Source organism: Lacisediminimonas profundi, from assembly GCF_008831265.1.
GTDB lineage: Bacteria > Pseudomonadota > Gammaproteobacteria > Burkholderiales > Burkholderiaceae_D > Lacisediminimonas > Lacisediminimonas profundi.
The window spans coordinates 697,830-723,073 of the sequence record NZ_VTTH01000002.1; the positions used below are offsets into that span (position 1 = coordinate 697,830).

A 25,244-nucleotide genomic window follows, 5' to 3' on the forward strand; every position below is an offset into this window, starting at 1 on the left:
CATCATCATGCACCGGCCCCATGGCGGCGCGATAAAAGCCGCTGCAGCAGCAGCGCGAACATGACCAGTAAAACGGCCAGGCCAGCCAGGATGGCCACCGTACCGGTGCTCGGGCGCCGCACCGCTTCGGCCAGGTTGTGCACGAAGGTGACCGTCACGATAATGCCAGGCAGCATGCCGAGCACCGTCCCAAGGAAAAAATCACGGAAGCGAATATGAGAAGCGCCAGCTACGACGTTAATCACGGTAAACGGCGCAACCGGCACGATGCGCACCACCATCATCGCCACGATGCCGCGCCGCGCTATGCGCCGGCTCAGTCCGTTCACCCGCACCCCCAGTAGCCGGCGCACGGCATCCCGTCCCAGCCAGCCGCCCAGCGCATAGCTGAGCGTGGCGCTCAGCAAGGCGCCCGTCAATCCGTACACCGCGCCCCACCACGGTCCGAACACGATGCCGCTGACAGCGATCAGCAAGGTGACCGGAAACATCACAAATCCGCCAATCACATAGCAGGCGATCACGGCCAGCGGCGTGAACGGCAGTTCATCGAGCTTGCGCGCGAAGCTGATCAGCGACGCCAGGTTGAACCAATCGCGCAGCGGCGTGAAGCGCCATGCCAGCGCCAGCAGGATCAGGGCGCATGCCAGCAGTCCAAGCACGATCAGGCGGCGCGGCACAGGCTCGCGCGCATCCTTGGGCACGAATTGCGCAAGTAGCTTGTCGGGATCGATCGGACGCTCCGGGTCGAACAAGGCATTCTCCGGTATCAGTGCGTCCAGTTCAGGGGTGGTGGTCGGTTCGAGGGGCCGCAATGACCGGCCGTCGCTGCGCAGCGATTCGATGCCGTCCAGCAGCCCGAGCGTGCCGACTGCCTGCTCCACAGCGCCATTCGCCGTGCCGAGATGTTCCGAAAGCAGGCGGCTGCGCATGCGGGAAATGCCCTGGCTGATCCTGCTCTGCCGGGCCGGATCGCCGCACGCTTCGACGCTCAGGTTGCACTCGGTATCGGCGGCCATCGACCGGCTGGAAAGGTTGGCCGAACCGATCGACAGCAGCCGGTCATCCATCGTGAACACTTTGCTGTGCACATTCAGGCAGCCGTGCTGCAGTTCAGGAAGATGCGGATAGTAAAGGCGATATCTGTGTTGCCGGTCAGCAGCGGTAATGCGCCCTTGCATGCGGGCACGCAGCACGCCCATGGTCGACTCTTCCAGCCATCCGCTCAGGGTCTCGGGCGACACCACGACCACATCGGGCGGATCGTCTTCCGCCAGGCGTTCGGACAGCGCATCGGCAATCAGGCCCGAGGTGAAATACTGGTTTTCGAAGAACAGATGCCTGTGCGCACCGGCGATCGCATCCAGGTGCAACTGGCGGACTTCATGCACACCCGGTTCGTGCTCGTATGCTGGCTCGGTACGCGAGATGGCGACCTGGACATCGGTCAGGTCCGGCTTCACGAAAGCCGGCCAGCGTTCATGGAAGTCCTCGCACACCGGAACGGCCGGACCGCCGGTCGCGCGCAGCCAGCGCATGCGGCAAAGCAAGCCCAGCGCACGCGCCGCTTCGCCATCCACCATTGCCTGCACGTCGTGGAAAGGGCCAAACGGCGTGCCGTCCGGATCGCAGCGAAAGGGCGCGTTGCAGGCATGTTCCGGCGTGTCCCAACGGCTGCGCGTAAGGTCAAGGCCGCCGACGAAGGCGATGGCATCGTCCACCACCACCACCTTCTGGTGGTGCGAACCGCCGATAGGATGCCGCGCGTCAAGCGCGAAGTGGAGCCGCCGGTGCGTGCGCCAGCCGAGCTTGTACACCGGCAGCCATTCGCGCTCGAGCGCATACAGCATGGCAAAGTCCCAGCTCAGCACATACGCATGCAGCGCCGGACGTTCCGCCACCACCGCATGCAGGAAATCGCCAAGCTGTTCCGGGTAACCGTCGCTGGCGCCCTCCGGCGTCAGCCGCATCCGGCTGTCGATATCCCAGCTCAGTATGAACACGCTGTGGCGCGCCTGGACGATGGCTTCGCGCACACTGCGAAAATAATCTGCCGCGTCGACCAGCATCGCCAGCCGCCCGGCCGGCTCGATGCGCCAGCAGTTGCGGCCAGGCTGCAGCAGCGGGCCTGGCCCGCCTGTTCCTGTCGGGTTTGCGATTGATGACATGCTGTGCTGAAGAGGACAGGACCCATGCATTGCCGGCCGCGCCGCTGCTATTTTTCCTTTTCCCGTTCCCTTTTTCCGCCCCGCCTGATGGCCCGGCCAATGCACTGTTTGATGCACCGTCGGTAAGAAGTTCCGCCTCCGGCCCGGAATGTCCAGGGCGATTGCCGCCTCGCGGACATTGCGCACCACATCCCCGGGCGGGCTTGAGATGCATCAAGGCCGCGACCAGGTGTTCTGGGGCTACACTGTCGGTTCGCCATCCACCGGATTACAGAATGGAATACCAGGTCATCGACACGCAGATCGCGCCGGAAGGAAAACTCGAGGTTCTCTCCAAGGCCGAGGTGAAAAAGTTACTGGACAGCAGCCAGGGCGGCCTCTATCAGGTGTTCCGCAACTGCGCGCTGGCTGTGCTGAACTCCGGCAGCGTCATCGACGACGGCAAGATGCTCCTGGAGCGCTACCGTTCCTTCGACATCACCGTGGTCGAACGCGAGCGCGGCATCAAACTGGACATAAAGGGCGCGCCCGCCGGCGCCTTCGTCGACGGCAAGATGATCCGGGGCATACACGATCATCTGTTTGCGGTGTTGCGCGACGTACTTTTCATCAATGACGAAATCAACGGCAACCGCAACCTCGACCTGGGCCAGTCGGTCGGCGTGACCGATGCGGTGTTCCACATCCTGCGCAATGCCAACGTGCTCAGGCCGCTCTCCAACCCCAACCTTGTGGTCTGCTGGGGCGGGCACTCGATATCGCCCGTCGAATATGACTACTCGAAAAAAATCGGCTACGAACTCGGCCTGCGCGCAATGGACATCTGCACCGGCTGCGGCCCGGGCGCGATGAAGGGACCGATGAAAGGGGCGACCATCGGGCATGCCAAGCAGCGCATCCAGAGCGGCCGTTACCTCGGCATTTCGGAGCCTGGCATCATCGCCGCCGAATCGCCCAATCCGATCGTCAACGACCTGGTGATCCTGCCGGATATCGAGAAGCGACTGGAAGCATTCGTTCGCATCGGACATGGCATCATCGTCTTTCCCGGCGGCGTCGGCACCACCGAGGAGATACTGTACATACTGGGCATCCTGCTGCATCCGGACAATGCCGATATCCCCTTCCCGCTGGTCTTCACCGGGCCCCGGGATTCAGCCGACTACTTCCGCCAGGTCGACGAGTTCATCGGCCTCACACTCGGGCCGGCGGCGCAGCAGCGCTACAAGATCATCATCGACGATCCGCGCACGGTGGCGAGGGAAATGGTGAGCGGCGTGCATGAAGTGCGGGAATTCCGTAAAAAACGCGCCGACGCCTATTACTTCAACTGGGCGTTGCGCGTCGATCACGAGTTCCAGAAACCTTTCGTTCCCACGCACGAAAACATGCGCAACTTGTCATTGCACAAGGAGCAGGAGACACACCTGCTGGCGGCCAACCTGCGACGCGCTTTCTCGGGCGTGGTTGCCGGCAACGTCAAGGATCAGGGAATACGGGCAATCGAGGAACATGGCCTGTTCGAGATACACGGCGACAAAACCATCATGGAGCCGATGGATGCGCTGCTCAATGCATTCGTCAGCCAGCACCGGATGAAATTGCCCGGCACGCGATATGAGCCCTGTTATCGCATCGTGCGCTGAAGGCCGGCCCCGGCATTGCGGCGGCCGGGCCGTTCCGGTCAAGCCTTGAGCAACTCGAGCTGCCCGGCCTCCAGATAGCACCACTGCCCCTCTTCCAGGCCGAGCGCTTCCAGCGAAAGCCCGCCGATCGCGGTGCGTTGCAGTTCGGTGCAATGATTGCCAGCCGCGGCCAGCATCCGGCGCACCTGGTGGTACTTGCCCTGTTCAAGGATGATCTCGATCTGGCATTCGCCCACTTCCCGGCAGGTCACGGCCCGCAGCGGCGCCGGCTCGTCGTGCAGTTGCACCCCATGCAGCAGCTGTTCGATCAGCTGGGCCGTTACCGGCGAGGCAGTGGTGGCGAGATACACCTTGGGCACATGGTGGCGCGGCGAGGTCATCGAATGAATGAACGGGCCGTCGTCCGACAACAGCAGCATTCCCGTGGTGTCGTGGTCCAGCCGGCCGACCGCCTGCACGTCGCGCCAGCCGAACTGCTCGGGGAGCAGCGTCATCACCCCCGGGTGATGACTGGGCTTGCGCGAGCATTCAAAGCCGGCAGGCTTGTTGAGCGCCAGGTATACATGCTCGCGGAATTGCCATTCCTCGCCGAAAACAGTGAAATGCATGCCGTGCGGTTCGAAGCCGGCCTGCCACTGCTCAACCACCTGCCCCGCAACCGTCACCTCGCCGGCCTGCACCAGTTCCCGGCAATACCTGCGGCTGCCGAAACCCTGCGACTGCAATATCCTGTCCAGACTGATTTTTTTCATGTTCGCACTTTATCACCGGTGCCGGAAAGCTCGGCTAAACTGTCGCTCGTTCAAGCCTTTCCCGCATCATTTTTCATCAATATCCAAGGAGTGTCATGTCCCGTATTCCCTACCAGCCCCAGGATCTGGCCGAGCCAAAAGCCGTGGTCGACGCCATCCGCGCCCGCCGCGGCGGTCACCTGCTCAATCTCGACCGCATGCTGCTGCACAGCCCGGCGCTCGCGCGCGGCTGGAACGCCTACCTGGGCGAGGTCCGGACCGGGCTGGCAGTGTCGCCCCGCTTGCGCGAAATCGCCATGTGCGTGGTCGCCATGCTCAACGGTGCCGAATACGAGTTCATCCACCATGCGCCTGAACTGATCAAGGCAGGCGGCACCGAACAGCAAGTGCAAGCTTTGCGCGACCCGCTCTCGGCTGCCGGCCGCGCCGACCTGTTCGAGGCGGCCGACCTCGCGACCATACGGGTCACGAACGAGATGACCCGCAACGTGCAGGTAAGCGACGCCAGTTTCGACGCGCTGCGCGCTGCGCTGGGCAACGAGCAGCAGGTGGTGGAACTGGTTGCGGTGATTGCGACCTACAACATGGTGTCGCGCTTCCTGGTGGCGCTGGGCGTGGAACCGGAATAGTCCAGCACGGCGGATCTGCGCTCAGCGCGGCTTGCGACGTTCGAGCTGGTAGGCAAGGCCCTTGACAATGTCGGGGAAGCCGCCGCGGCGAGCGAATTCGACCGCGTCCATGCCGAGGTCGTTGCGCAAGCTGAGATCCGCCCCTTCGTCGAGCAGGAGTTTGACCGTGAGGATATGGCCCGCCCACGCCGCCATCATGAGCGGGGTGCTGCGGTTCGGCGATTCGGCGTCAATGTAGGCATGGTGCTCGAGCAGCAGGCTGACAATTTCATTGCTGCCTGCGTGCGCTGCGTAATGCAGCGGCGCCCATCCCGGCCGGTTGACTTCAGCGCCTTTCGCGATCAGCGCTTCCACCGCCGGCTTGTTGCCGCGAAACGCTGCGATCATCAACGCGTTGTCGCCGTTGCGAACCTTCAGTTCCAGGTTGACACCGGGCGCCGCCAGCAGCACTTTGAACACATCCATCGCGTCTTCACGCAGCGCCAGGATCAGGCCGCTGTCGCCGCGCGCATCTTCGATGGTGTTCGGATCGAAGCCGCGGCGCAGCAAGGACTGCACCAGCTTTGCGTCGTTGTCCTTGACCGCCTTGAAGTAATCTTCGTAAGCGCCGGCGCGGACGGTGGTCGCAGCAAGGGGCAACAAGGCGCAGGCGCACAGTGCGGATGCCAGCAGGCGGCGGCGGGTGATCATGCTGCTTCCGTTCACGCTGATTTCCTTCACGCTGCCCTCGTTCATGCTGCTCCTGTTCACGCTGCTCCTGCTCACGCTGCTCCTGCTCACGCTGCTCCTGCTCATTTTGGTACTCCGAACAACTGCCTGAAATTCAAGCTGGTCTGCCGCGCCACTTCTTCCACCGGCACTCCTTTCAGCTGCGCCAGGAATTCCGCAGTATGGCGCACGAATCCTGGTTCGTTGGTCTTGCCGCGGAATGGGACCGGCGCCAGGTAGGGCGCGTCGGTTTCGATCAGCATGCGTTCGAGCGGCACCGCCTGTGCCACGGCCTGCAAGTCGCGGGCGCTCTTGAATGTGACGATTCCCGAGAATGAAATATAGAAGCCCATCTCCATCGCGGCTTCGGCGACCGCGAGCGATTCGGTAAAACAATGCATCACGCCGCCCGCGCCACCGTTTGCGGTCCCGGCACCCTCTTCCCGCATCAGGCGCAAGGTGTCTTCCGACGCTGCGCGGGTGTGGATGATCAGCGGTTTGCCGCATGCACGCGAAGCGCGTATATGGGTGCGGAAGCGCTCTCGCTGCCATTCGAGGTCGCCCTGCAGGCGATAGTAGTCGAGGCCGGTTTCCCCGATCGCCACCACGCGCGGATGGTCTGCCAGTTCCAGCAGTTGTTCGACGGAGGGCTCGGGCGTGTCTTCGTAATCAGGATGCACGCCGACCGATGCGTACAGGTGGGGGTAGCTTTCGGCCAGTTGCAGCACGTCGGGAAACTCCGGCAGGTCGACGCAGACGCACAATGCGTGGGTGACCTTGTTTTCCCGCATCCGGTCGAGGATGGCGGGAAGGTGCTCGCGCAGTTCCGGAAAATTCAGGTGACAGTGGGAATCGATATACATGGGTGCGATTTTACCGCCCCCGCGCGGCTTGCGCCGCCACCAGCATCGATCCGAGCGTCGATCAGAGCGTGTGTGTGGCGCGCGACGAACCGAGTGCCGCGCCCAGTATCTCTTCAATCCGCTGCTTTACGCGCTGCCCGGCGTCATCGCCCGGGAAGTGCACGCCTATGCCCTGGGCCTTGTTGTTGTTCGCGCCCGCCGGCGTCACCCACACCACCTTGCCGGCGACCGGGTATTTACTGCCATCATCCATCAGGCTCAGGATCAGGTAGACGTCATCACCGATCTTGTAGGGCTTGTTGGTCGGCACGAAAATGCCGCCGTGCTTCAGGAAAGGCATGTAGGCGGCATACAGCGCCGCTTTTTCCTTGATCGCAAGCGAGAGCACCGAGGGCCGGGCAACCCCGGCCGGACTTCCCTGGACTCCCGCATTCGCCAGCACTGGTTCTGACATTTTTTCCTTTATTTCGAACGCCGTTGCCCGGCGAACAACGCAGCATATTCCAGCAACATGTCTTCGATGAACAGCCGAGCCGACAAAGGATGATCGGCAATCGCACGCCGATCCGTAATTGCTTTCATTCCACGCGCCAGACCAGCCACATCGCAGCGTGCGACCAATGCCGCCAACTGCTTTTCATGCTGAGGATAATAGCGGATTCTGCCCGAAATCTTGAGCGAGAAAAGGTCGTACAACCACCGTTGCAAACACGCCACGAGCGGTGCCAGCGGAATTTTCGCCAGCCGCTCGGCGGTCTTCAGCGCCCCCTCGGTGTCCGGGGTGGCAAGATGAACAAGAAATTCGTCGATCGGCGCGCGCAACTCGCTGTGCGCCATCTCCTGTGCAGCCAGTGGCGCGCCGCCCTGCTCGGCCAGCAAGGCGTCAGCGTCGGCCACGCCTGCCGCTTGCAGCCATTGCAGGGCCTGCTCGCGCCGCGGCGACCCCATGACGAATTTACGGCAACGCGACAGGATGGTCGGCAACAGGCGGTCCAGGCTGTCGGCCACCAGCAGGAAAACCGTCGCCGGCGGCGGCTCCTCCAGCATCTTCAAGAGGGAATTTGCCGACGCAGTATTGAGCGCGTCGGCCGGATAGAGCAGGATCACGCGCCTGCCCTGCCGATGCGTCGACATATTGATGAAGTCGCCCAGCGCGCGTACCTGGTCGATGCGGATATCTTTCGACGGTGCGCGGCCGGCGCGTCCGGGCTTTTTCACTTCACTTGCCTCGGCCTCGTCGCCGTCGGCGCCACCCTCGTCCTCGTCCAGCACCTCCGGCCGCACGCGCCGGTAGTCCGGATGGGAATATTGCGCAAACCAGGTGCAGGAAGGGCAGGCATTGCAGGGATGGCCACCTGCGGCCGGACGCTCGCACAGCAGCGCCTGCGCGAACCGCTCCGCAAATGCAGTCTTGCCGGTGCCGCGCGCGCCATGGATCAACAGCGCGTGCGGCAGGCGTGGCAGCATCTGCTGCAGCTGCGCCCATTCGTCGGATTGCCAAGGAAGCAAGCCGCCGCCATTGCCGTTTTCCAGCACGCTGTCGACACGAGAAACCATTACAAAATGTCCTGAATGTAAACGTAGACTTCCGGCCCACCGCCGAAGCCCTCAGTGTAAACCTTTCCGCCCTTCTTCCGGTTTAAAACCGCGAGTCCCGCGCAGGGATTTGGGGATTTGGGATCAGGTCTTGACTTGTACCGAACAGTTGGTCAGTACAAGTCAAGACCTGATCCCACCTGCACAACGGTTCAAGTGCGATGTTTTCCCCTGCGAAGATAGATCACGTAGTACACGAATCCGACTAACATGCTTCCGCCGAGGACGTTTCCCAATACGACCGCAATCATGTTTTTCAAGACACCAAGCCAGGTGATGGCGTGCGCTGCTTGGGAGGGATCGAGTTCTTGCAAAACCATCGCAATCGAGAGCAGGTACATATTTGCCACGCTGTGCTCGAAACCTGCCGCCGCGAACGCAGAGATTGGAAACACGATCGCGACGACCTTGTCGATCACGCTGTGACCGGCCATTGCCATCCAGATGGCAAGACAGACTAGAGAATTGCAGAGCACGCCACGGAAGAAAGCGGTCCAGAAGGGCAGGGAGATTTTAGCCGCTGCTATCTTCAAATACTCCTGCGCTATCGCTCCATCGTTCATCTCCGCATGGCGAGAAAGATAAACCAGCAGCACCAGTCCCAGCGACCCGGCAAGGTTCCCGACAAATACGATCGTCCAGTTCACCAACAGGCCGCGCGTGGAAATTTTCCCGGCGGCCCGCGCCATGACGAGAAGGTTGTTCCCCGTGAAAAGCTCGGCACCAGCAATCACGACCAAAATCAACCCAAGCGAGAATGCGATACCGCCGAGGACCTGTTTTGTGGCGAAACTCAGGGATGCGTCGGACCGGATCAATACGAAATAGAGTGCCCCCAAACCGATGAACGCGCCGGCCAGAACACTCAACATGAGCAAGGACAGAATCGGCAGACGGTCTTTGGCAACACCTGCCATCTCCACCCGCTTCGCAATCTGTTGAGGAGAGTAGGCATCGAAGCCAGACAGCTCTGACATATGTGTTGCTCCCCAAGATCACCGGATTTGGGGTCAGGTCTTGACCCCGCCTTGTCGTTACAGCGTCGCCAGGATCTCGTCCAGCCGGGCATGCGTTTGCTCAAGCGAACGGGTCGAGTCGATGACGCGGAAGCGGGTCGGGAATTCCGCGGCGCGCTGCAAATAGGCCGCGCGCGTTGCGGCAAAGAATTCAGCTTTTTCCTGCTCGAACCGGTCCAGGTCACGGGTGGCATCGAGCCGCGCCCGCGCCACTTCCAGCGGCACATCGAACAACAGGGTCAGGTCGGGCTGCAGATGCGGATGCACCCATTGCTCCAGCGCGCGCAACTTGTCGAACGGCAGCTTGCGCCCGCCCCCCTGGTACGCAAAGCTGGCATCGGTGAAGCGGTCCGAAATCACCCATTCACCACGCGCCAGCGCTGGCTCGATCAATTGCGCAAGATGCTCGCGGCGGGCGGCAAACATCAACAGGGTTTCTGTTTCCAGATGCATTTTTTCGTGCAGCAGCAGCTCGCGCAGCCGCTCGCCGAGCGCCGTTCCGCCCGGCTCACGGGTAGTGACCACGGTCAACCCGCGCTGCCGCAGCCGTTCGGCCACGAATCCGATGTGGGTCGACTTGCCCGCGCCGTCGATACCTTCGAATGTGATGAATTGTCCGGTCGTCATTTTTGCCTGTTGCTGCCCGCTGCTCACTTCCCGCCGCGCTGGTACTTGTTGACGGCGCGGTTGTGGTCATCGAGATTGTTGGAGAAATGGCTGCTGCCGTTGCCGCGGGCGACGAAATACAGCACGTCGGTTTGCGCCGGGTTCAGCGCTGCCCTCAGCGAAGCAGCGCCCGGCAACGCGATCGGCGTCGGCGGCAAGCCCTTGCGAGTATAAGTGTTATAGGGGGTATCGGCCTGCAAATCGCGCTTGCGCAGGTTGCCGTCGAACTGGGGCCCGATGCCATAGATGACGGTCGGATCGGTCTGCAGCCGCATGCCGATCCGCAGCCGGTTTACGAACACCGCCGCGACCAGTTCGCGATCGGCGTGCACGCCGGTCTCCTTCTCGACGATGGAGGCCATCACCAGCGCCTCGTAAGGCGTCTTGTACGGCAGCCCTGATGCGCGCCGCTCCCAGGCTTCGTTGAGCCGTTTGATCATCATGGCGTGCGCCTGCCGATACACCAGCAGGTCGCTCGCGCCCTTTCCGAACAGATAGGTATCCGGAAAGAACAGGCCCTCGGGACCCTTGAATCCAGGCGAAGCTCCAGGCGAAATCCTTGCCATCAGCTCGGCATCGGACAGGCTTGCGGTGTCATGACCGAGCGACTTGTGCTGGTTGATCGCCTGCCGCATCTGGGCGAAAGTCCAGCCTTCGATCACCGTCAGCGCGTGTTGCGCGAATTCACCCCGCACCAGTTGCTCGACCAGCCGTTCCGGCGTGGTGCCGCCCTCGATCTCGTAACTGCCGGCCTTGATCCGCTCACTTTTTCCGGTCACCCGCGCCAGCAACTCCAGCAACAGGGGCTGGACCGGCACGCCGGCAGACGCAATCTGCCCGGCCGCGCTGCGCACGCCGCTGCCCGGCCTGATGGTGAAGTCGACCGGCGCATGACCGGCAGCGAGAATCGGGGTGCGGGACCAGAGCAGGAAACCGCCGCTGCCAAGCAGGGCGATGGATAACAGCAAGACAAGGAATTTTTTCAACCCGGAGAACCTGTATCAATCTGGCGACGCAAAAAACAGCCTTTCGAAGGCGAAAACATGGCGTCCTGACGCAATTTTGCGGGGCCACTATAATCGACGCGTACCAATGATAGCGGAAACCGCACACACCCCAATTCTATGACCGCATTGACAAGCCCCTGGTTGCAATTCCTGCGCGAGCATGGCGTCGCTGGCGACGGCGACTCGCCGTCGCCGGACGCGGCAAAGGGCGATAACTTCATTGCGCCACTGACGCACCTGGGAATGATCGCCGCCAGCGGCGACGACGCCGCGCACTTCCTGCATGCGCAACTGACCAACGACATCGAACACCTGCCGCCGGATCAGGCGCGGCTGGCCGGCTATTGCAGCGCCAAGGGGCGAATGCTGGCCAGCATGCTGGCTTGGCGTGACGGCGACGCGATCATGCTGCAGCTGCCGAGGGAAATACTGGCGCCGGTGCAAAAGCGCCTGCAGATGTATGTGTTGCGCTCGAAGGTAAAGCTGGCCGACGCCAGCGACTCGCAGGTCGCCGTCGGCGTTGTCGGCCGCGATGCTGGCGCCAAGCTTGCCACCCTGCTGGGAGTCGCCTTGCCGTCAGCCGAATACGAAAAATCTGCGCACGGCGGCCATGCGCTGATCCGTGTCCCCGATGCCGCGGGCATCCCCCGTTACCAGTGGCTGGCCGATGCCGCATCCGCGATGCAGGTCTGGCCGCAACTGTCGCTGGCCGTGCCAGCCGCCGGAAGCAGTCAGTGGCGGCGCACCGAAATCGAAGCCGGCATACCGGTAATCGTGCAAGCCACGCAGGAAAAATTCGTACCGCAAATGATCAATTTCGAGCTGGTCGGCGGCGTCAATTTCCGCAAAGGCTGCTATCCCGGCCAGGAAATTGTGGCGCGCAGCCAGTACCTCGGCAAGCTCAAGCGGCGCATGCTGCCCGCTGAAGTCGATACCGTCCAGGCAGGCCCCGGCACTGAAATCTACGCCAGCACCGATCCGGACCAGCCGTGCGGGCAGATCGTCAACGCCGAACCCGCTGGAGCAGGACGCAGCCTGTGCCTGGTCGAACTGAAAACAGCCGTGTTGCAAGATGGCGCCACGCTGCACCTGGGCTCGGCCGGCGGACCGGCGCTGCGCATGCTGCCCCTCCCCTACCCACTGACCGAAACTGACTGATGGATCTCTACGTCTATTACCGCGTGCGCAGCGAGGCCGCGCCGGCACTGCACCCGCTCGTGCTGGCCATGCAAGCGAAGCTGGCGGAACAATCCGGGGTATCGACCGGACTGAAGCGGCGCCCCGGCGAGTCCAACGGCGAGCAGACATGGATGGAAGTCTATCCATCGACCCCGCCCGGCTTTGCAGAAGTGCTGCAGCAAGCAGTGGACGCTGCCGGTCTTGCCGGGCACATTTCCGGCGCGCGCCATACAGAAGTCTTTACCGATATCTCGACATGTGCCTGATCGTATTTGCCTGGCAACTGGTACCTGGCGCGCCGCTGGTGGCGGCCGCGAACCGTGATGAATTCTACGACCGCCCGGCCAGCCCGGCGGCATGGTGGGAAGACCATCCGGAAATTTACGCCGGACGCGACCTGCAGGCCGGCGGCACATGGTTAGGCATCACCCGCAGTGGCCGCTTTGCAGCCTTGACCAACATCCGCAATCCGGCCGACAAGCGCATCGACGCACCGAGCCGCGGTTCACTTGCGACCGATTTCCTGAATGGCGTGACGACGGCCGAACGCTATGTGCAACAACTTCAGGAATGCGCCGACCATTACAACGGCTTCAACCTGCTGGTCGGCGACCGCGAGCAACTGGTGTGGTATTCCAACCGAGCGCAGCACGACGAGCGCAACGGCCGTGCGCTGGCGCCCGGCCTGTATGGCCTGTCCAACGCCCTGCTCGATACGCCCTGGCCGAAGGTAGTGCGCACCAAGGCGCAATTTGCCAGCCTGTTGTGCCAGCGCGCGCCGGAGGAAGCGTTTTTTGAAATGCTGTCAGACACCACAGTCGCATCCGACTGCAGGCTGCCGAAGACCGGCGTCGATATCGAGACTGAGCGCTGGCTGTCGCCGGTGCTGATTCGTTCGCCGTCATACGGCACGCGAGTCTCGACGATGGTGACAGTTCGTGGAGATGGGAGCGCGGTGCTGTTGGAGAAGCAGGTCGCTGCAAGCGAGGGCTGATGGCAGGACGGTGGCCCGCCGGGGCGGGCTCCCGGCCTGGCCTGTAAATCAAATGAAACAACACCCGCCACAACCACCACAGCCACCACAACCACCATCAATCGGAAGCCCCTGGCGTTTCAACAGGCAACGCTGAAGAAAGCGCGAGAAAGCGCGAACCTAGCGACTGCGATGCGTACTGTAGCTCCAGGGCGACACCTGGAGCGGAAGGTGATGATTGACCCCCGCATCCGCTATGCCAAAACGCACTGTGACGACATCCAGGAACGGTGGGTCTTCCTGGGCCATCCCCCGCGCTCGGAAGTAGGCAGCAACATCCAGATGCAGTTCATAAGTGCCGCTTGCCAGGTCAGCACCGGCAAGCAGCACATCGGTGTGGCCGTCGGCATTGGTGACGCCGCGCCGCAACTGCCGGCGCACACCGCCAGTAATGCTCTCAAGCTGAAAGCTCATGCCGACCGCCGGCAGGCCGTTTGCAGTATCCATCACTTGTGTACTCAGTGTTCCCATGTGCACTCGCTCCCTGGTAATGGGGCAGCCGTGTACCGGCCACCCCTCGTTTGCAGCCCCGCAAAGCCAGGGGCTGCGTTGTCGCGCCAGCGACGGACAAGTCCGCCGCCGGCAAAATGCCGGTCGGATTGAACATGCGGCAAACCGCTCCCGCTCGCATCTTCCAGGCAGGACGCCGGCGGCTGCCGACTGGCCCGGGTCCTTGCGCACGAGATGGCCGTCGCGCTGGTGCTCACGACGACCTTCCCGGTTCAATGTCCGGTTCAATGTCCGGTTCAATGTCCGGTTCAATGTCCGGTTCCATGCCCGATTTCATGTCTGGATCCTTGCCCGGCTCCATGCGCTGGTCCGAGCGGCGCCATTTCGCTTCCCCCATCACGTAGGTGGCTGAAATGGCACGGTCATCGCCCAGGGTCAGCCAGACGAACAGCTTTTCCTCGATCGTCGCAGCGCCCTTCATCCGGCGCGCGATCAGCGGCGTCGCGGCCGGGTCGAGCACGATGAAATCCGCCTCCTTGCCGGGGGCGAAGTTGCCGATCTCGCCATCCAGCCCGAGGGCTGCGGCGCCAGCCAGCGTAGCCAGCCAAACGGCGCGCTGTGCCGGCAGCACATAGCCTTTCAGATGCGCGACCTGATAGGCGGCGGCGAGCGTGCGCAGCATGCTGAAGCTGGTCCCGCCGCCGACATCGGTACCGACACTGACCGGAACATTCAGATCCAGCGCGCGACCGAGGTCGAACAGGCCGCTTCCAAGAAACAAATTGGAGGTCGGGCTGAACGCCGCCACGGCGCCGGTTTGCGCCATCCGCTGGCGATCCTCGTCGTTGATATGCAGGCAGTGGGCATACACCGCGTGCGGCCGCAACAAACCATAGTGGTCGTAGACGTCGAGGTAGCTGCGGCTCCACGGAAACAGTGCCCGAACGGTGGCGACTTCAGCCTCGTTCTCGGCCATGTGGCTGTGGATGACCATGCCGGGCCAGGCCGCCGCCAGGGCAGCCGCCGCTTCCATCTGGGCCTCGCTCGAGGTAATCGCGAAGCGTGGCGTAATCGCATAACGAAGCCGGCCCACGCCATGCCAGCGTTCGATCAGACGCTTGCTGTCGTCATAGGAAGATTGCGCCGTATCGCGCAGGTATTCCGGACAGTTCCGGTCCATCATGACCTTGCCTGCGACCATGCGCAGGCCGCGCCGTTGCGCGACCGCGAAGAATGCATCGACCGATTGCGGATGAACCGTGCCGAATACCAATGCCGTCGTGGTGCCGTTGCGCAGCAGTTCGTCGCAAAAGAATTCGGCCACTTCGGTCGACCAGGCAGGATCCGCAAACTGGCGCTCGGCCGGGAATGTATAGCGATCCAGCCAGTCCATCAGGCCGTGGCCCGGCGACGCGATCACATCGGTCTGCGGATAGTGTGTATGGGTGTCGACGAAACCCGGCAACACCAGCTTGCCGGAATGATCGTCCACCGGCGTGCCAGGCGCGGCCATTGCCTGCACCTCGCGCCAGGCGCCGCAACAGACTATCCGGCCGGCTTCGATCAGCAAGCCGCCATCGTCGAAATGCACGGTGGCGGCAGGCCTGGCGTCGCGCACGTCGCCGGGGTCGCCCAGGAAGTGCAGCACTTCGCCGCGTATCAGTTGCGCCATGTTGACGTCATCTCCCGTTATGGACCTGCCCACGCCGCATTTGCGGCGAACTTGTACCTGGCGCATGAAAGCAATGGCAAAGCCACCGATGCGCTGCGCTGGTAACCGCGATGATGGCGACGAGCCTTGACCCGAGACCACCAACGCTGATGATCAAAACCATACGCGCTACCACAGATCCAGCACAACATTTTTCAAGCAGTTCGCGTCGAAAGCGTGCGCGTTTCGCGCACAACTTATTCACCCGTGGACAATCGATCCGATCGTCGAACGCTTGTGGCCTGGAAGCACTAAAAACCAGCGCATGCGAGCCTTGAAGCTCGTGCGCCGGATCGCTTCCGGTCACTGACCGGCTTCATCGCGGGGTCGATTCCGCGCAAGCTGATGGACGCAAACCATGGGATCCAGACAGGTGCATGGTGCGCCAGCGCGGTGCGACATACGCCACCTCCCGGTGCCGGCCTGGCAATCAAGCTTGCCTGATATCGGCAGGAAAGCACGCCGCCGCGGCGCCTCGAATACCTCGCCGTGAGAGTGAGAATCGCCCTCCCCATCCAGCCCGACTTTCCATCCGCTAACAGATGGCCCCAAACTTGCATACCAGTTGGCACACAAGATCATCGACGGCTCTGCCAAGCACTTTCAACCTGACTGGAGAACAGCATGACTACGAAGCACTGGAATCGGCGTGACTGGATCAAGGGCGCAGGCGCGCTCGGCCTTGGATTGACGGCGGCATCCCGCGCGCCCTGGGCGATGGCGCAATCGACCATGACGGTCGGCTTCATCTATGTCGGCCCCAGGGATGATTTCGGCTACAACCAGGCGCATGCGGAAGCCGCGGCACAGGTCAAGAAGATTGCCGGGGTCAAGGTAGTGGAGGAAGAGAGCGTTCCAGAGACCCAGGCGGTCCAGAAGAGCATGCAGGGCATGATTTCCCAGGACGGCGCGAAGCTCCTGTTCCCGACATCGTTCGGCTATTTCAATCCGCACGTGATCAGCCTGGCAGTAAAGAATCCGTCCATTCGCTTCGCACATTGCGGCGGCCTCTGGAGCGAGGGCAAGCACCCGATGAACGCCGGCAGCTTCTTCGGCTATATCGACGAGGCGCAGTACCTTAATGGCGTGGTGGCGGGCCACTTGAGCAAGAGCAAGAAGCTCGGCTTCATCGCCGCCAAGCCGATTCCGCAGGTGCTGCGCAACATCAATGCTTTCACCATGGGTGCGCGCTCGGTCGATCCCAAAATCACCACTTCCGTGATTTTCACCGGCGACTGGTCACTGCCGGTGAAAGAGGCTGAGGCAACCAACAGCCTGGCCGACCAGGGCGTGGACGTATTCACCATGCACGTGGACGGTCCCAAGGTGATCGTCGAGACCGCAGCAAAGCGCGGCAAGATGGTTTGCGGCTATCACGCCAGCCAGGCCAAGCTTGCGCCCCAGGCCTACCTGACAGGTGCCGAGTGGAACTGGATCACGGCCTACAAGCAGATCATCGACGCTGCCAAGGCAGGCAAGCCGCATCCCAATTTCATCCGCGGCGGACTCAAGGAAGGTTTCGTCAAGACCTCGGCCTATGGTCCTGCCGTCCCGGAAGCCGCGCGCAAGAGCGCCGATGCGATCAAGGCGAAGATGCTGAAGGGCGGCTTCGACATATTCGCTGGCGAGCTCAAGGACAACACCGGCAAGGTCGTGATCCCGAAAGGCAAAAGCTACAGCCAGACGGCGATGGAACTGGAGAGCATGAACTACCTGGTCGAAGGCGTGATCGGCAAGGCCTGATGGCGGCACGACCCTCCTGACTACTCGCCCAGGGACACTTCATGAACCGTGCATTCTGGCAGGACGCCGTCGAGGCGGCAGCCTTGCCCTTGCTGTCGCTGGGCGGCGCGCTGCTGCTGTTCGGCCTGTTCGTCGCCCTCGGAGGACACGACCCGCTGGCAGTGTGGAAGTTGCTGTTCGTCGGCGCCTTCGGCGATAGCTTCTCGGTGCAGAACACACTGCAACGGGCGGCGCCGCTGATGCTCACGGCACTGGCCGTCGCCCTGCCGGCGCGGGCCGGGCTCACCATCATCGGCGGCGAGGGCGCGCTGCTGGTCGGCGGACTCGCCTGCGCTGCGCTGCCCTACCTGATGCCGATGCCGCCCGGCTGGCCCGGCACCTTGATGGTGCTGCTGGCGGCGGCGCTTTGCGGCGCCGCCTGGATCGGCATAGCCGGCGCGTTGCGCCAGTACCGTGGCGTCAATGAAACCATCAGCAGCCTGTTGCTGGGCTATCTTGCTGTGGAACTGTTCAAGCATTTCGTCGAAGGGCCGCTGCGCGATCCGGCCAGCCTGAACAAACCCTCGACGCTGCCGCTCGACTCCACGCTGCGCATCGGCAGCATGGGCGACTACGACATCCACTGGGGTCTGGCATGGGGCGTTGCCCTGTGCATGCTGTGCGGGTTCTGGCTGCGCAGCACCAGCCACGGATTCGCAACCCGCGTGGTGGGCGGAAATGCCCGCACGGCACGGCTGGTCGGCCTGCCGGTCAACCGCCTGGCAATTACTGCCTGCGCGCTCGGCGGCGCCGCTGCCGGACTGGCCGGCGGCATCGAAGTGGCCGCCGTCCACACCGCTGCCAATGCATCGCTGATTGCCGGCCTGGGCTATGCCGGCATCCTGGTCAGTTTCGTCGCCCGCCACCAACCATTTGCCATCATTCCCGTTGCCATCCTGTTTGGTGGTTTCGGCGCTGCCGGCAGCATGTTGCAGCGGCGCCTGGGCATGCCCGATGCATCTGTCCAGGTGCTGCTTGGCTTCGCATTCGTCATCATCCTTGCCAGCGAAGCAATGCGGGGCCGCTTGTTTGCGCAGCGGGGGAATGCGGCGGCGAAATCACCGGCGGCAAGTCCGACAGCAGTGCCCGCCGCTGCGGTCACCGCCACCGCAACGCTGTCATCGGCAAGTGGCAAAGGAGAGGCAGCGTGAATGCCAACGACATCCTGACCTTGCTGATCGCAATCCTCGGCGGCGCTACCCGGGTCGGCACACCCTTCCTGTTCGTCAGCCTGGGCGAGTGCCTGACCGAAAAGGCAGGCCGCATCAACCTTGGCCTGGAAGGTGTCCTGGTGTTTTCCGCGATGGCCGGTTTCGGCGGCGCGTGGCTGAGCGGGTCGCCCTGGATCGGGGTCGCCGCCGCCGCCCTCGCTGGCGCCGTGCTGGCCCTGCTGCACGGCCTGCTGTGCTCGCTGATGCGGGTCAACGACGTGGCGATGGGAATCGCCATCATGCTGCTCGGCGTCGGCCTCGCCTTCTACTTGGGCAAGCCGCTGATCCAGCCGCAGGCGCCGCAGATTCCGTCGCTCGCACTTGGCTGGTGGAGCAGTTCGCCGCAATTGCAGGCGGCGCTGCGCATCAATGCCCTGTTCCCGGCCGGCGTCGTACTGGCCGCACTGATGGCCTGGTTCTTCGCCCATACCGGCTGGGGCATGAAAGTGCGCATGGTCGGCGATTCCGCCGACGCCGCGCGCGCTGTCGGCACCTCGGTGACGCTGGTACGAGTGGCGGCCACGGCCGCCGGCGGCATGATTGCCGGGCTGGGCGGCGCATCGCTGTCGCTGTACTACCCGGGCAGCTGGAGCGAGGGCCTGTCCAGCGGGCAGGGTCTGATCGCGGTCGCGCTCGTGATCTTTGCCCGCTGGAGCCCGAACCGCTGCCTTGGCGCAGCGCTGCTGTTCGGCGGCGCCGGCGCAATCGGTCCGGCACTGCAGTCGATCGGCATCAGCAGCGGCTATTACCTGTTCAACGCCCTGCCCTACGCGTTGACCCTGCTGATCCTGGTGATGACCTGCGTTCCCGATCGCACGATACCAGGCTCGCCGTCCGAGCTATTCGCGCCCCGTTAAAGGAGACCGACGTGAGCACAATCTCTTCCACTCCCTATCCCTGGCCGTACGATGGCCAGCTGCACCCCCGCAACACGGCGCTGCTGATCATCGACATGCAGACCGATTTCTGCGGCGTCGGCGGCTATGTCGACACGATGGGCTACGACCTGTCGATGACGCGCGCCCCGATCGAACCGATCCGCGCCCTGCTTGCCGTCGCGCGCCGCTGCGCCATGCACGTGATCCACACGCGCGAAGGACACCGGCCGGACTTGTCCGACCTGCCCGCGAACAAGCGCTGGCGCTCGCGCCGCATCGGCGCCGGCATCGGCGATCCCGGCCCATGCGGGCGTATCCTGGTGCGCGGCGAGCCGGGCTGGGAAATCATTCCCGAACTGGCGCCGCTGCCCGGCGAACCGGTCATCGACAAGCCCGGCAAGGGCTCGTTCTGCGCAACCGACCTCGAACTGATCCTTCACACCCGCGGCATCCGCAACCTGATCCTGACCGGCATCACCACCGACGTCTGCGTCCACACCACGATGCGCGAGGCCAACGACCGCGGCTTTGAATGCGTGATGCTGGAGGACTGCACCGGCGCCACCGACGCCGGCAACCATCAGGCGGCGCTCAAGATGATCGAGATGCAAGGTGGCGTGTTCGGCGCCGTCTCCAGTTCCGGGGCCGTCATCGACGCGCTGCTCGCATTCTAAGGATGGCACTGTGACTGCCCTCACCCTGAACACCTTGGACCTGAGCAAGCGTTTCGGCGCTTTCACGGCGCTCGACGCGGTTTCGCTGACGGTGCGTCCCGGCACCGTGCATGCGCTGCTGGGCGAGAATGGCGCCGGCAAGAGCACGCTGGTGAAGGCCATCGTCGGCTATCACCAGGCCGACGCTGGCGCCATCATGATCGACGGCCGCGAGCGCGATATTTCCTCGCCGTCCGATGCGCGTGCTCTCGGGATCGGCATGGTCTACCAGCATTTCACTGTCGTGCCAGGCATGACGGTCGCGGAAAACCTGCTGCTTGCGCGCGGCAATCTGCCAGCCGTGATCGACTGGAGGTCGGTCCGTGCGGAGTTGTCCGCGTTCATGCGCACCACGCCATTCCGGCTCGACCTGGACGCCACGCCAGCCGACCTTTCCGCTGGCGAGAAGCAGAAGCTGGAGATCCTCAAGCAGCTGCTGCTACAACCGCGCCTGCTGATCCTGGATGAACCGACATCGGTGCTGACACCGCAGGAGGCGGACGAAGTGCTGGGCGCATTGAGGGAACGGGCGCACGCCGGTCACTGCTCGATCGTGATGATCACGCACAAATTCCGCGAGGTCGGCGAATATGCCGACGATGTCAGCGTGCTGCGCCGCGGCCGCCTGGTCGCCAGCATGCAGGTCGCCGGCACCACCACCGCACAACTCGCCCAGGCAATGATCGGCGAGGGCCGGGCCGCCGAGGCCACGTTCATCCGACGCAAGTGCAATCCCGGCGCTGAGCGATTGCGGGTCGATGGACTGACGGTCTTCGGCGACCGCGGCGAAGTCGCCGTGCGCGGCATGAACCTCGAAGTCAGGTCGGGCGAGATCGTCGGCGTCGCTGGCGTGGCCGGCAACGGACAGCGCGAGCTGATGCAGGCACTGACCGGCCAGCGGCCGCGCGCCGCCGGCACAGTCATGGTCAGCGGCCAGCCATTTTTCGCCACCCGCAAGCAGAACCGCATCCTGAAAGTGCGCAGCCTGCCGGAAGAACCGCTGCAGAGCGCCTGCGTCGGCGGGCTGAGCGTCGCCCAAAACATGGGCTTGCGCCAGTTCGACGAGGCGCCGTTCGAGCGCGCCGGGCTGGTGCATTGGGGCCGGCTACGGGAGCGGGCGCGACAGTGGATCGCCGACTATGGCGTGCGCACGCAGAGCGAGCAGGCAGCGATCCGCACCCTCTCCGGCGGCAACGTGCAGCGCGCAGTGCTGGCACGCGAGTTGTCGAGCGATGCTGACCTGCTGCTGGTCAGCAATCCCGTGTTCGGCCTCGACTTTGGCGCTGTCGCCGAGATCCATGCGCGCCTGCTGCAGGCGCGCGACCGCGGCGCCGCGGTGCTACTGCTCAGCGAGGACCTCGATGAATTAATGGAGCTGGCCGATCGGATCGTGGTGATCAGCGAGGGCCGCATCGTGTTCGACGTAGCGGCCGAACAGGCCGACCGCCGCCAGCTTGGCGCCTTCATGGGCGGCCAGTCGCATGAAACAGATAAGGAAGCAGCATGATCGAGCTAGCCGCCCAACCGTTCCCGTTCAAGCTGGATGTCGTCAATGCGGCATTGGTCATCATCGACATGCAGCGCGACTTCGTCGAGCCTGGCGGCTTTGGCGAATCCCTGGGCAACGACGTCTCCCTCCTGCAGGCAGTGATCCCGGTCGCGCGCGAGGTGCTGCTGGCCTGGCGCGGCGCCGGCGGCCTGGTGGTGCACACGCGCGAATCCCACCTGCCCGACCTGTCCGACTGCCCTCCCGGGAAACGCCTGCGTGGCAATCCGGCGCTTCGGATCGGCGACCGCGGGCCGATGGGACGAATACTGGTGCGCGACGAGGAAGGCAACCAGATCGTTCCGGAGTTGGCGCCGGCGCGTGGCGAGATGGTGATCGACAAGCCCGGCAAGGGCGCGTTCTACGCCACCGGCCTGCATGAGATGCTGATCGAGCGCGGCATCACCCACCTGCTGTTCATGGGCGTCACGACCGAGGTGTGCGTGCAGACCTCGATGCGCGAAGCCAACGACCGCGGCTACGATTGCCTGCTGATCGAGGATGCGACCGCCAGCTACTTCCCGGAATTCAAGGCCGCCACCCTGGCGATGATCACGGCGCAGGGCGCGATCGTGGGCTGGACCGCGACCGCGGACGCGGTAATTGAAGCCGTCTCCAGCAGTCTGTAGCGATAAAAGCAAGCCCGAAAATTTCGGCAATTCCGGTTCCTGATCGAAACCCGACCTGCGGCAACCCGGTATCATTCAGGGTTGGCCGCTTTGCTGGCGGTCGGCATTTTCATTTTTTCGACAGAATTCAGGAATTCATCTTGGGCACCATGCATTCGCCAACCGTATTCGACCAGCCATTGAACCTGGACGCGCAGGCGCTAGCCGCCGAGTTGGCGCAAGCCATAGAAGGCGAAGTCAGGTTCGACGGCGGCAGCCGATCGCTGTATGCCACCGATGCGTCCAACTACCGGCAGGTGCCGATCGGCGTGGTGATCCCGCGCACCGTTGATGACATCGTCAAGACGCTGGAGATCTGCCGCCGCCACCAGGCCCCGGTGCTGGCCCGCGGCGGCGGCACTTCGCTGTGCGGCCAGACCTGCAATGTGGCCGTGGTGATCGACAACTCAAAATACCTGAACCGGGTGTTGTCGGTCGACCCCGCCCGGCGCCTGGCGCGGGTCGAACCGGGCGTGGTGTGCGATGCGCTGCGGCATGCCGCCGAAGTCCATCACCTGACCTTCGGCCCCGATCCCGCCACCCACAGCCGTTGCACGCTGGGCGGCATGATCGGCAACAACTCCTGCGGCGCGCACTCGGTCATGGCCGGCAAGACGGTCGACAACATCGAGCGGCTGGAAATCCTGACCTACGACGGCCTGCGCATGTGGGTCGGCCCCACTTCCGACGAAGAACTGGCGCAGATCATTGCCGAAGGCGGCCGCCGCGGCGAAATCTATGCCGGCCTGAAGGCGCTGCGGGACGAGTACGCCGATCTGGTGCGCGAGAAATTCCCCGACATCCGGCGCCGCGTCTCCGGCTACAACCTCGACGACCTGCTGCCTGAAAACGGCTTCAACGTGGCGCGCGCGCTGGTCGGCACCGAAGGCACCTGCGCAATCGTGCTGCAGGCCGAAACCAAGCTGGTCGACAGCCCGCCGGTGCGCGTGCTGGCCGTACTGAGCTATGTCGACATCTATACTGCGGCCGACCATACCCCGGCGATCCTCCCCTTCGGCAACATCTGCCTCGAAGGGCTGGACAACAGCATGATCAACGACATGCGCCGCAAGAACATGCAACTGGGCGACCTTACCTACCTGCCGGAGGGCAATGCCTGGCTGCTGGTCGAATTCGGCGGCGACACGTTGGAAGAAGCCGAAGCCAAGGCCCGCGCGATGATGCAGGCACAACAGCCGCATACAGTGGCGCAGGCGATTTATCTCGATCAGGCGACGCAGAACCGGGTCTGGGCAATCCGCGAAGCCGGATCTTCGGCGCGCAATGCGGTGCCTGGCCAGCCGGAAACCTATGCCGGCTGGGAAGATGCCGCAGTCGACCCCAACCGACTTGGCGACTATCTGCGCGACTACCGCAAGTTGCTCGACAAGTATGGTTACGACACTTCGCTGTACGGGCACTTCGGTGACGGCTGCATCCATGGCCGGGTCACCTTCGACGTCAGCACCGACGATCATGTCAAGCACTGGCGCGCCTTCCTGTTCGAGGCCGCGCAACTGGTGGTCGACTACGGCGGTTCGCTGTCCGGCGAGCACGGCGACGGCCAGGCCCGGGCCGAACTGCTGCCCATCATGTTCGGCGACGAAATGATGGAAGCCTTCCGCAAATTCAAGCGTATCTGGGATCCGTCCAACGGGATGAACCCGGGCAAGGTGATCGACGCCTATCCGCTGCACGCCAACCTGCGCATCGGGCCGGAATACCGGCCGGTCGAACTGAAGCCGCTGAATTTTTCCTTCCGCAATGACGAAGGCAGTTTCCTGAAAGCGGCGCAGCGTTGCGTTGGCGCCGGCAAGTGCCGCCGCATCGAAGGCGGCGCGATGTGCCCGAGCTATCGCGCCAGCGGCGAGGAGAAGGATTCCACTCGCGGCCGTTCGCGCCTGCTGTTCGAGATGCTCAACAACGACTCGCCGATGGCGCACGACTGGAGCAACGAGCATGTGAAGGAAGCGCTCGACACCTGCCTGTCATGCAAGAGCTGCAAGGGCGAGTGCCCGGTGTCGGTGGACATGGCGACCTACAAGGCCGAGTTCCTGTCGCACTACTATGACGGCCGCAAGCGTCCGCTCAAGCATTACATGGTCGGCCAGGTCAACAAGTGGGCGCGGCTGGGCTCGCTGATGCCGGCAGTGACCAACTTCTTCACGCAGACCCCCGGGATCTCGACGCTGGTGAAGAAAGTGGCCGGAGTGGCGCAGCAAAGGCAGCTTCCGGTATTTGCCAGCCAGACCTTCCGTTCCTGGTTCCAGCGCCGCGCAGCCAGCCCGGCAAACGGCAAACAGGGAACGCGCGTGCTGCTGTGGCCCGACACCTTCAACAACCATTTCCATCCCGAAGTGGCGCGGGCGGCGGTCGAGGTGCTTGAACATGCCGGTTACCAGGTGACGATACCGAAGCAGCATCTTTGCTGCGGCCGGCCGCTGTACGACTTCGGCATGCTGGACCAGGCCAAACTGCAGTTCCTTGAAATCATGGGCGCGCTGCGCGAAGACATCATGGCCGGCGTGCCATTGGTCGGGCTGGAGCCGAGCTGCCTGGCTGCCTTCCGCGACGAACTGCTGAACCTGTTCCCGAATGACGACCTGGCCAGGAAGCTGTCGGCACAATCCTTCATGCTCAGCGAGTTCCTGGAAAAAGAGGGCTATCAACCCCCGCCCCTGAGCGGCAAGGTAATGATGCACAACCATTGCCACCACAAGGCCGTGATCGGCGCCGACGCCGAAGCCAGCCTGCTGAAGAAGGCCGGCATGCAGGTGCAAGTGCTGGATTCGGGCTGCTGCGGCATGGCGGGCTCGTACGGCTTCGACCCGGAGCACTTCGACGCGTCAATGCGGATCGGCGAAAAAGTGCTGCTGCCGGCGGTGCGCAAGGCCGATGCGGACACGCAGGTGGTGACCAATGGCTTCAGCTGCCGCGAGCAGGTGCATCAGGGTGCGCACAGGCAGACCAGGCATCTGGCCGAGGTATTGCGGGACGGGTTGGGGAAGCGGGATTGACGCAT

Annotated in this window: 23 protein-coding genes; 12 read left to right on the plus strand and 11 right to left on the minus strand. The window is 63.5% G+C overall.

What is annotated here, in order from left to right; genetic code table 11:
* Positions 1-5 precede the first annotated feature (5 nt).
* Positions 6-2,168: a VTT domain-containing protein gene (locus FVE66_RS08880; RefSeq protein WP_151447023.1), complete on the minus strand. Its 2,163-nt coding sequence runs from the start codon at positions 2,166-2,168 to the stop codon at positions 6-8.
* A gap of 275 nt (positions 2,169-2,443) precedes the next feature.
* On the opposite strand from FVE66_RS08880, the gene ppnN reads away from it, so the two are divergent.
* Positions 2,444-3,814: a nucleotide 5'-monophosphate nucleosidase PpnN gene (gene ppnN, locus FVE66_RS08885; RefSeq protein ID WP_151447024.1), complete on the plus strand. Its 1,371-nt coding sequence runs from the start codon at positions 2,444-2,446 to the stop codon at positions 3,812-3,814.
* Positions 3,815-3,852: 38 nt separating this feature from the next.
* Here the strand turns inward: ppnN and FVE66_RS08890 are convergent, their stop codons facing one another.
* Positions 3,853-4,566, minus strand: a complete 714-nt coding sequence (locus FVE66_RS08890) for a pseudouridine synthase (RefSeq protein WP_151447025.1) — start codon at positions 4,564-4,566, stop codon at positions 3,853-3,855.
* Between the two features lie 95 nt (positions 4,567-4,661).
* Here FVE66_RS08890 and FVE66_RS08895 point away from each other — a divergent pair, with 95 nt between their 5' ends.
* A complete protein-coding gene (locus FVE66_RS08895) occupies positions 4,662-5,195 on the plus strand; it encodes a carboxymuconolactone decarboxylase family protein (RefSeq protein ID WP_151447026.1) in 534 nt (177 codons plus the stop codon).
* A gap of 21 nt (positions 5,196-5,216) precedes the next feature.
* Here the strand turns inward: FVE66_RS08895 and FVE66_RS08900 are convergent, their stop codons facing one another.
* From FVE66_RS08900 to mltG, 7 genes are all read right to left on the minus strand, one after another.
* Positions 5,217-5,930, minus strand: coding sequence for an ankyrin repeat domain-containing protein (locus FVE66_RS08900; protein WP_241673100.1), 714 nt, complete (start codon positions 5,928-5,930; stop codon positions 5,217-5,219).
* 56 nt (positions 5,931-5,986) lie between these two features.
* Positions 5,987-6,766, minus strand: coding sequence for a TatD family hydrolase (locus tag FVE66_RS08905; RefSeq protein WP_151447027.1), 780 nt, complete (start codon positions 6,764-6,766; stop codon positions 5,987-5,989).
* 61 nt (positions 6,767-6,827) lie between these two features.
* Positions 6,828-7,220, minus strand: a complete 393-nt coding sequence (locus tag FVE66_RS08910) for a PilZ domain-containing protein (RefSeq protein WP_194164367.1) — start codon at positions 7,218-7,220, stop codon at positions 6,828-6,830.
* An 8-nt stretch (positions 7,221-7,228) separates the two neighbouring features.
* A complete protein-coding gene (locus FVE66_RS08915) occupies positions 7,229-8,323 on the minus strand; it encodes a DNA polymerase III subunit delta' (RefSeq protein WP_151447028.1) in 1,095 nt (364 codons plus the stop codon).
* 191 nt (positions 8,324-8,514) lie between these two features.
* Positions 8,515-9,339, minus strand: a complete 825-nt coding sequence (locus tag FVE66_RS08920) for a formate/nitrite transporter family protein (protein WP_151447029.1) — start codon at positions 9,337-9,339, stop codon at positions 8,515-8,517.
* Positions 9,340-9,396: 57 nt separating this feature from the next.
* Complete coding sequence (tmk, locus tag FVE66_RS08925; protein WP_151447030.1) at positions 9,397-10,005, minus strand: dTMP kinase; 609 nt, start codon at positions 10,003-10,005, stop codon at positions 9,397-9,399.
* Between the two features lie 23 nt (positions 10,006-10,028).
* Complete coding sequence (gene mltG, locus FVE66_RS08930) at positions 10,029-11,030, minus strand: endolytic transglycosylase MltG (RefSeq protein ID WP_151447031.1); 1,002 nt, start codon at positions 11,028-11,030, stop codon at positions 10,029-10,031.
* A 138-nt stretch (positions 11,031-11,168) separates the two neighbouring features.
* Here mltG and ygfZ point away from each other — a divergent pair, with 138 nt between their 5' ends.
* Genes ygfZ through FVE66_RS08945 form a run of 3 tightly spaced genes read left to right on the plus strand, consistent with a single transcriptional unit; the run spans position 11,169 to position 13,224 of the window.
* The gene (ygfZ, locus tag FVE66_RS08935) at positions 11,169-12,209 is read left to right on the plus strand and encodes a CAF17-like 4Fe-4S cluster assembly/insertion protein YgfZ (protein ID WP_151447032.1); all 1,041 of its coding nucleotides are present in this window, start codon (positions 11,169-11,171) and stop codon (positions 12,207-12,209) included.
* Complete coding sequence (locus FVE66_RS08940) at positions 12,209-12,496, plus strand: DUF4936 family protein (protein WP_151447033.1); 288 nt, start codon at positions 12,209-12,211, stop codon at positions 12,494-12,496. The genes ygfZ and FVE66_RS08940 overlap by 1 nt, the downstream gene beginning before the upstream one ends.
* The gene (locus tag FVE66_RS08945) at positions 12,487-13,224 is read left to right on the plus strand and encodes an NRDE family protein (protein WP_151447034.1); all 738 of its coding nucleotides are present in this window, start codon (positions 12,487-12,489) and stop codon (positions 13,222-13,224) included. Before FVE66_RS08940 ends, FVE66_RS08945 begins: the two co-directional genes overlap by 10 nt.
* A 159-nt stretch (positions 13,225-13,383) precedes the next feature.
* Here FVE66_RS08945 and uraH read toward each other — a convergent pair whose 3' ends face one another.
* The gene (uraH, locus tag FVE66_RS08950; protein ID WP_151447035.1) at positions 13,384-13,734 is read right to left on the minus strand and encodes a hydroxyisourate hydrolase; all 351 of its coding nucleotides are present in this window, start codon (positions 13,732-13,734) and stop codon (positions 13,384-13,386) included.
* Between the two features lie 232 nt (positions 13,735-13,966).
* A complete protein-coding gene (gene guaD / locus FVE66_RS08955) occupies positions 13,967-15,385 on the minus strand; it encodes a guanine deaminase (protein ID WP_151447036.1) in 1,419 nt (472 codons plus the stop codon).
* A 663-nt stretch (positions 15,386-16,048) separates the two neighbouring features.
* Here guaD and FVE66_RS08960 point away from each other — a divergent pair.
* The 7 genes from FVE66_RS08960 (at position 16,049) to FVE66_RS08990 (ending at position 25,239) form a co-directional block, all read left to right on the plus strand.
* Complete coding sequence (locus tag FVE66_RS08960) at positions 16,049-17,167, plus strand: BMP family ABC transporter substrate-binding protein (protein ID WP_151447037.1); 1,119 nt, start codon at positions 16,049-16,051, stop codon at positions 17,165-17,167.
* A gap of 41 nt (positions 17,168-17,208) precedes the next feature.
* The gene (locus tag FVE66_RS08965) at positions 17,209-18,357 is read left to right on the plus strand and encodes an ABC transporter permease (protein WP_151447038.1); all 1,149 of its coding nucleotides are present in this window, start codon (positions 17,209-17,211) and stop codon (positions 18,355-18,357) included.
* Positions 18,354-19,274, plus strand: coding sequence for an ABC transporter permease (locus FVE66_RS08970; protein WP_151447039.1), 921 nt, complete (start codon positions 18,354-18,356; stop codon positions 19,272-19,274). Before FVE66_RS08965 ends, FVE66_RS08970 begins: the two co-directional genes overlap by 4 nt.
* 11 nt (positions 19,275-19,285) lie before the next feature.
* Positions 19,286-19,969: a biuret amidohydrolase gene (gene biuH, locus FVE66_RS08975; RefSeq protein ID WP_194164368.1), complete on the plus strand. Its 684-nt coding sequence runs from the start codon at positions 19,286-19,288 to the stop codon at positions 19,967-19,969.
* Between the two features lie 10 nt (positions 19,970-19,979).
* Positions 19,980-21,515, plus strand: a complete 1,536-nt coding sequence (locus FVE66_RS08980) for an ABC transporter ATP-binding protein (RefSeq protein ID WP_151447040.1) — start codon at positions 19,980-19,982, stop codon at positions 21,513-21,515.
* Positions 21,512-22,183 (plus strand): cysteine hydrolase family protein, encoded by a 672-nt coding sequence (locus FVE66_RS08985; protein WP_151447041.1) that lies wholly within the window; start codon positions 21,512-21,514, stop codon positions 22,181-22,183. The genes FVE66_RS08980 and FVE66_RS08985 overlap by 4 nt, the downstream gene beginning before the upstream one ends.
* A gap of 149 nt (positions 22,184-22,332) precedes the next feature.
* The gene (locus tag FVE66_RS08990; protein WP_151447270.1) at positions 22,333-25,239 is read left to right on the plus strand and encodes an FAD-binding and (Fe-S)-binding domain-containing protein; all 2,907 of its coding nucleotides are present in this window, start codon (positions 22,333-22,335) and stop codon (positions 25,237-25,239) included.
* Positions 25,240-25,244: the final 5 nt, after the last annotated feature.

Excerpts from the sequence above, each read along its gene's own strand:
- FVE66_RS08880 (WP_151447023.1), bottom strand. The coding sequence starts at position 2,168 with ATGTCATCAATCGCAAACCCGACAGGAACAGGCGGGCCAGGCCCGCTG.
- ppnN (WP_151447024.1), top strand. The coding sequence starts at position 2,444 with ATGGAATACCAGGTCATCGACACGCAGATCGCGCCGGAAGGAAAACTC.
- FVE66_RS08890 (WP_151447025.1), bottom strand. The coding sequence starts at position 4,566 with ATGAAAAAAATCAGTCTGGACAGGATATTGCAGTCGCAGGGTTTCGGC.
- FVE66_RS08895 (WP_151447026.1), top strand. The coding sequence starts at position 4,662 with ATGTCCCGTATTCCCTACCAGCCCCAGGATCTGGCCGAGCCAAAAGCC.
- FVE66_RS08900 (WP_241673100.1), bottom strand. The coding sequence starts at position 5,930 with ATGAACGAGGGCAGCGTGAAGGAAATCAGCGTGAACGGAAGCAGCATG.
- FVE66_RS08905 (WP_151447027.1), bottom strand. The coding sequence starts at position 6,766 with ATGTATATCGATTCCCACTGTCACCTGAATTTTCCGGAACTGCGCGAG.
- FVE66_RS08910 (WP_194164367.1), bottom strand. The coding sequence starts at position 7,220 with ATGTCAGAACCAGTGCTGGCGAATGCGGGAGTCCAGGGAAGTCCGGCC.
- FVE66_RS08915 (WP_151447028.1), bottom strand. The coding sequence starts at position 8,323 with ATGGTTTCTCGTGTCGACAGCGTGCTGGAAAACGGCAATGGCGGCGGC.
- FVE66_RS08920 (WP_151447029.1), bottom strand. The coding sequence starts at position 9,339 with ATGTCAGAGCTGTCTGGCTTCGATGCCTACTCTCCTCAACAGATTGCG.
- tmk (WP_151447030.1), bottom strand. The coding sequence starts at position 10,005 with ATGACGACCGGACAATTCATCACATTCGAAGGTATCGACGGCGCGGGC.
- ygfZ (WP_151447032.1), top strand. The coding sequence starts at position 11,169 with ATGACCGCATTGACAAGCCCCTGGTTGCAATTCCTGCGCGAGCATGGC.
- FVE66_RS08940 (WP_151447033.1), top strand. The coding sequence starts at position 12,209 with ATGGATCTCTACGTCTATTACCGCGTGCGCAGCGAGGCCGCGCCGGCA.
- FVE66_RS08945 (WP_151447034.1), top strand. The coding sequence starts at position 12,487 with ATGTGCCTGATCGTATTTGCCTGGCAACTGGTACCTGGCGCGCCGCTG.
- uraH (WP_151447035.1), bottom strand. The coding sequence starts at position 13,734 with ATGGGAACACTGAGTACACAAGTGATGGATACTGCAAACGGCCTGCCG.
- guaD (WP_151447036.1), bottom strand. The coding sequence starts at position 15,385 with ATGGCGCAACTGATACGCGGCGAAGTGCTGCACTTCCTGGGCGACCCC.
- FVE66_RS08960 (WP_151447037.1), top strand. The coding sequence starts at position 16,049 with ATGACTACGAAGCACTGGAATCGGCGTGACTGGATCAAGGGCGCAGGC.
- FVE66_RS08965 (WP_151447038.1), top strand. The coding sequence starts at position 17,209 with ATGAACCGTGCATTCTGGCAGGACGCCGTCGAGGCGGCAGCCTTGCCC.
- FVE66_RS08985 (WP_151447041.1), top strand. The coding sequence starts at position 21,512 with ATGATCGAGCTAGCCGCCCAACCGTTCCCGTTCAAGCTGGATGTCGTC.
- FVE66_RS08990 (WP_151447270.1), top strand. The coding sequence starts at position 22,333 with ATGCATTCGCCAACCGTATTCGACCAGCCATTGAACCTGGACGCGCAG.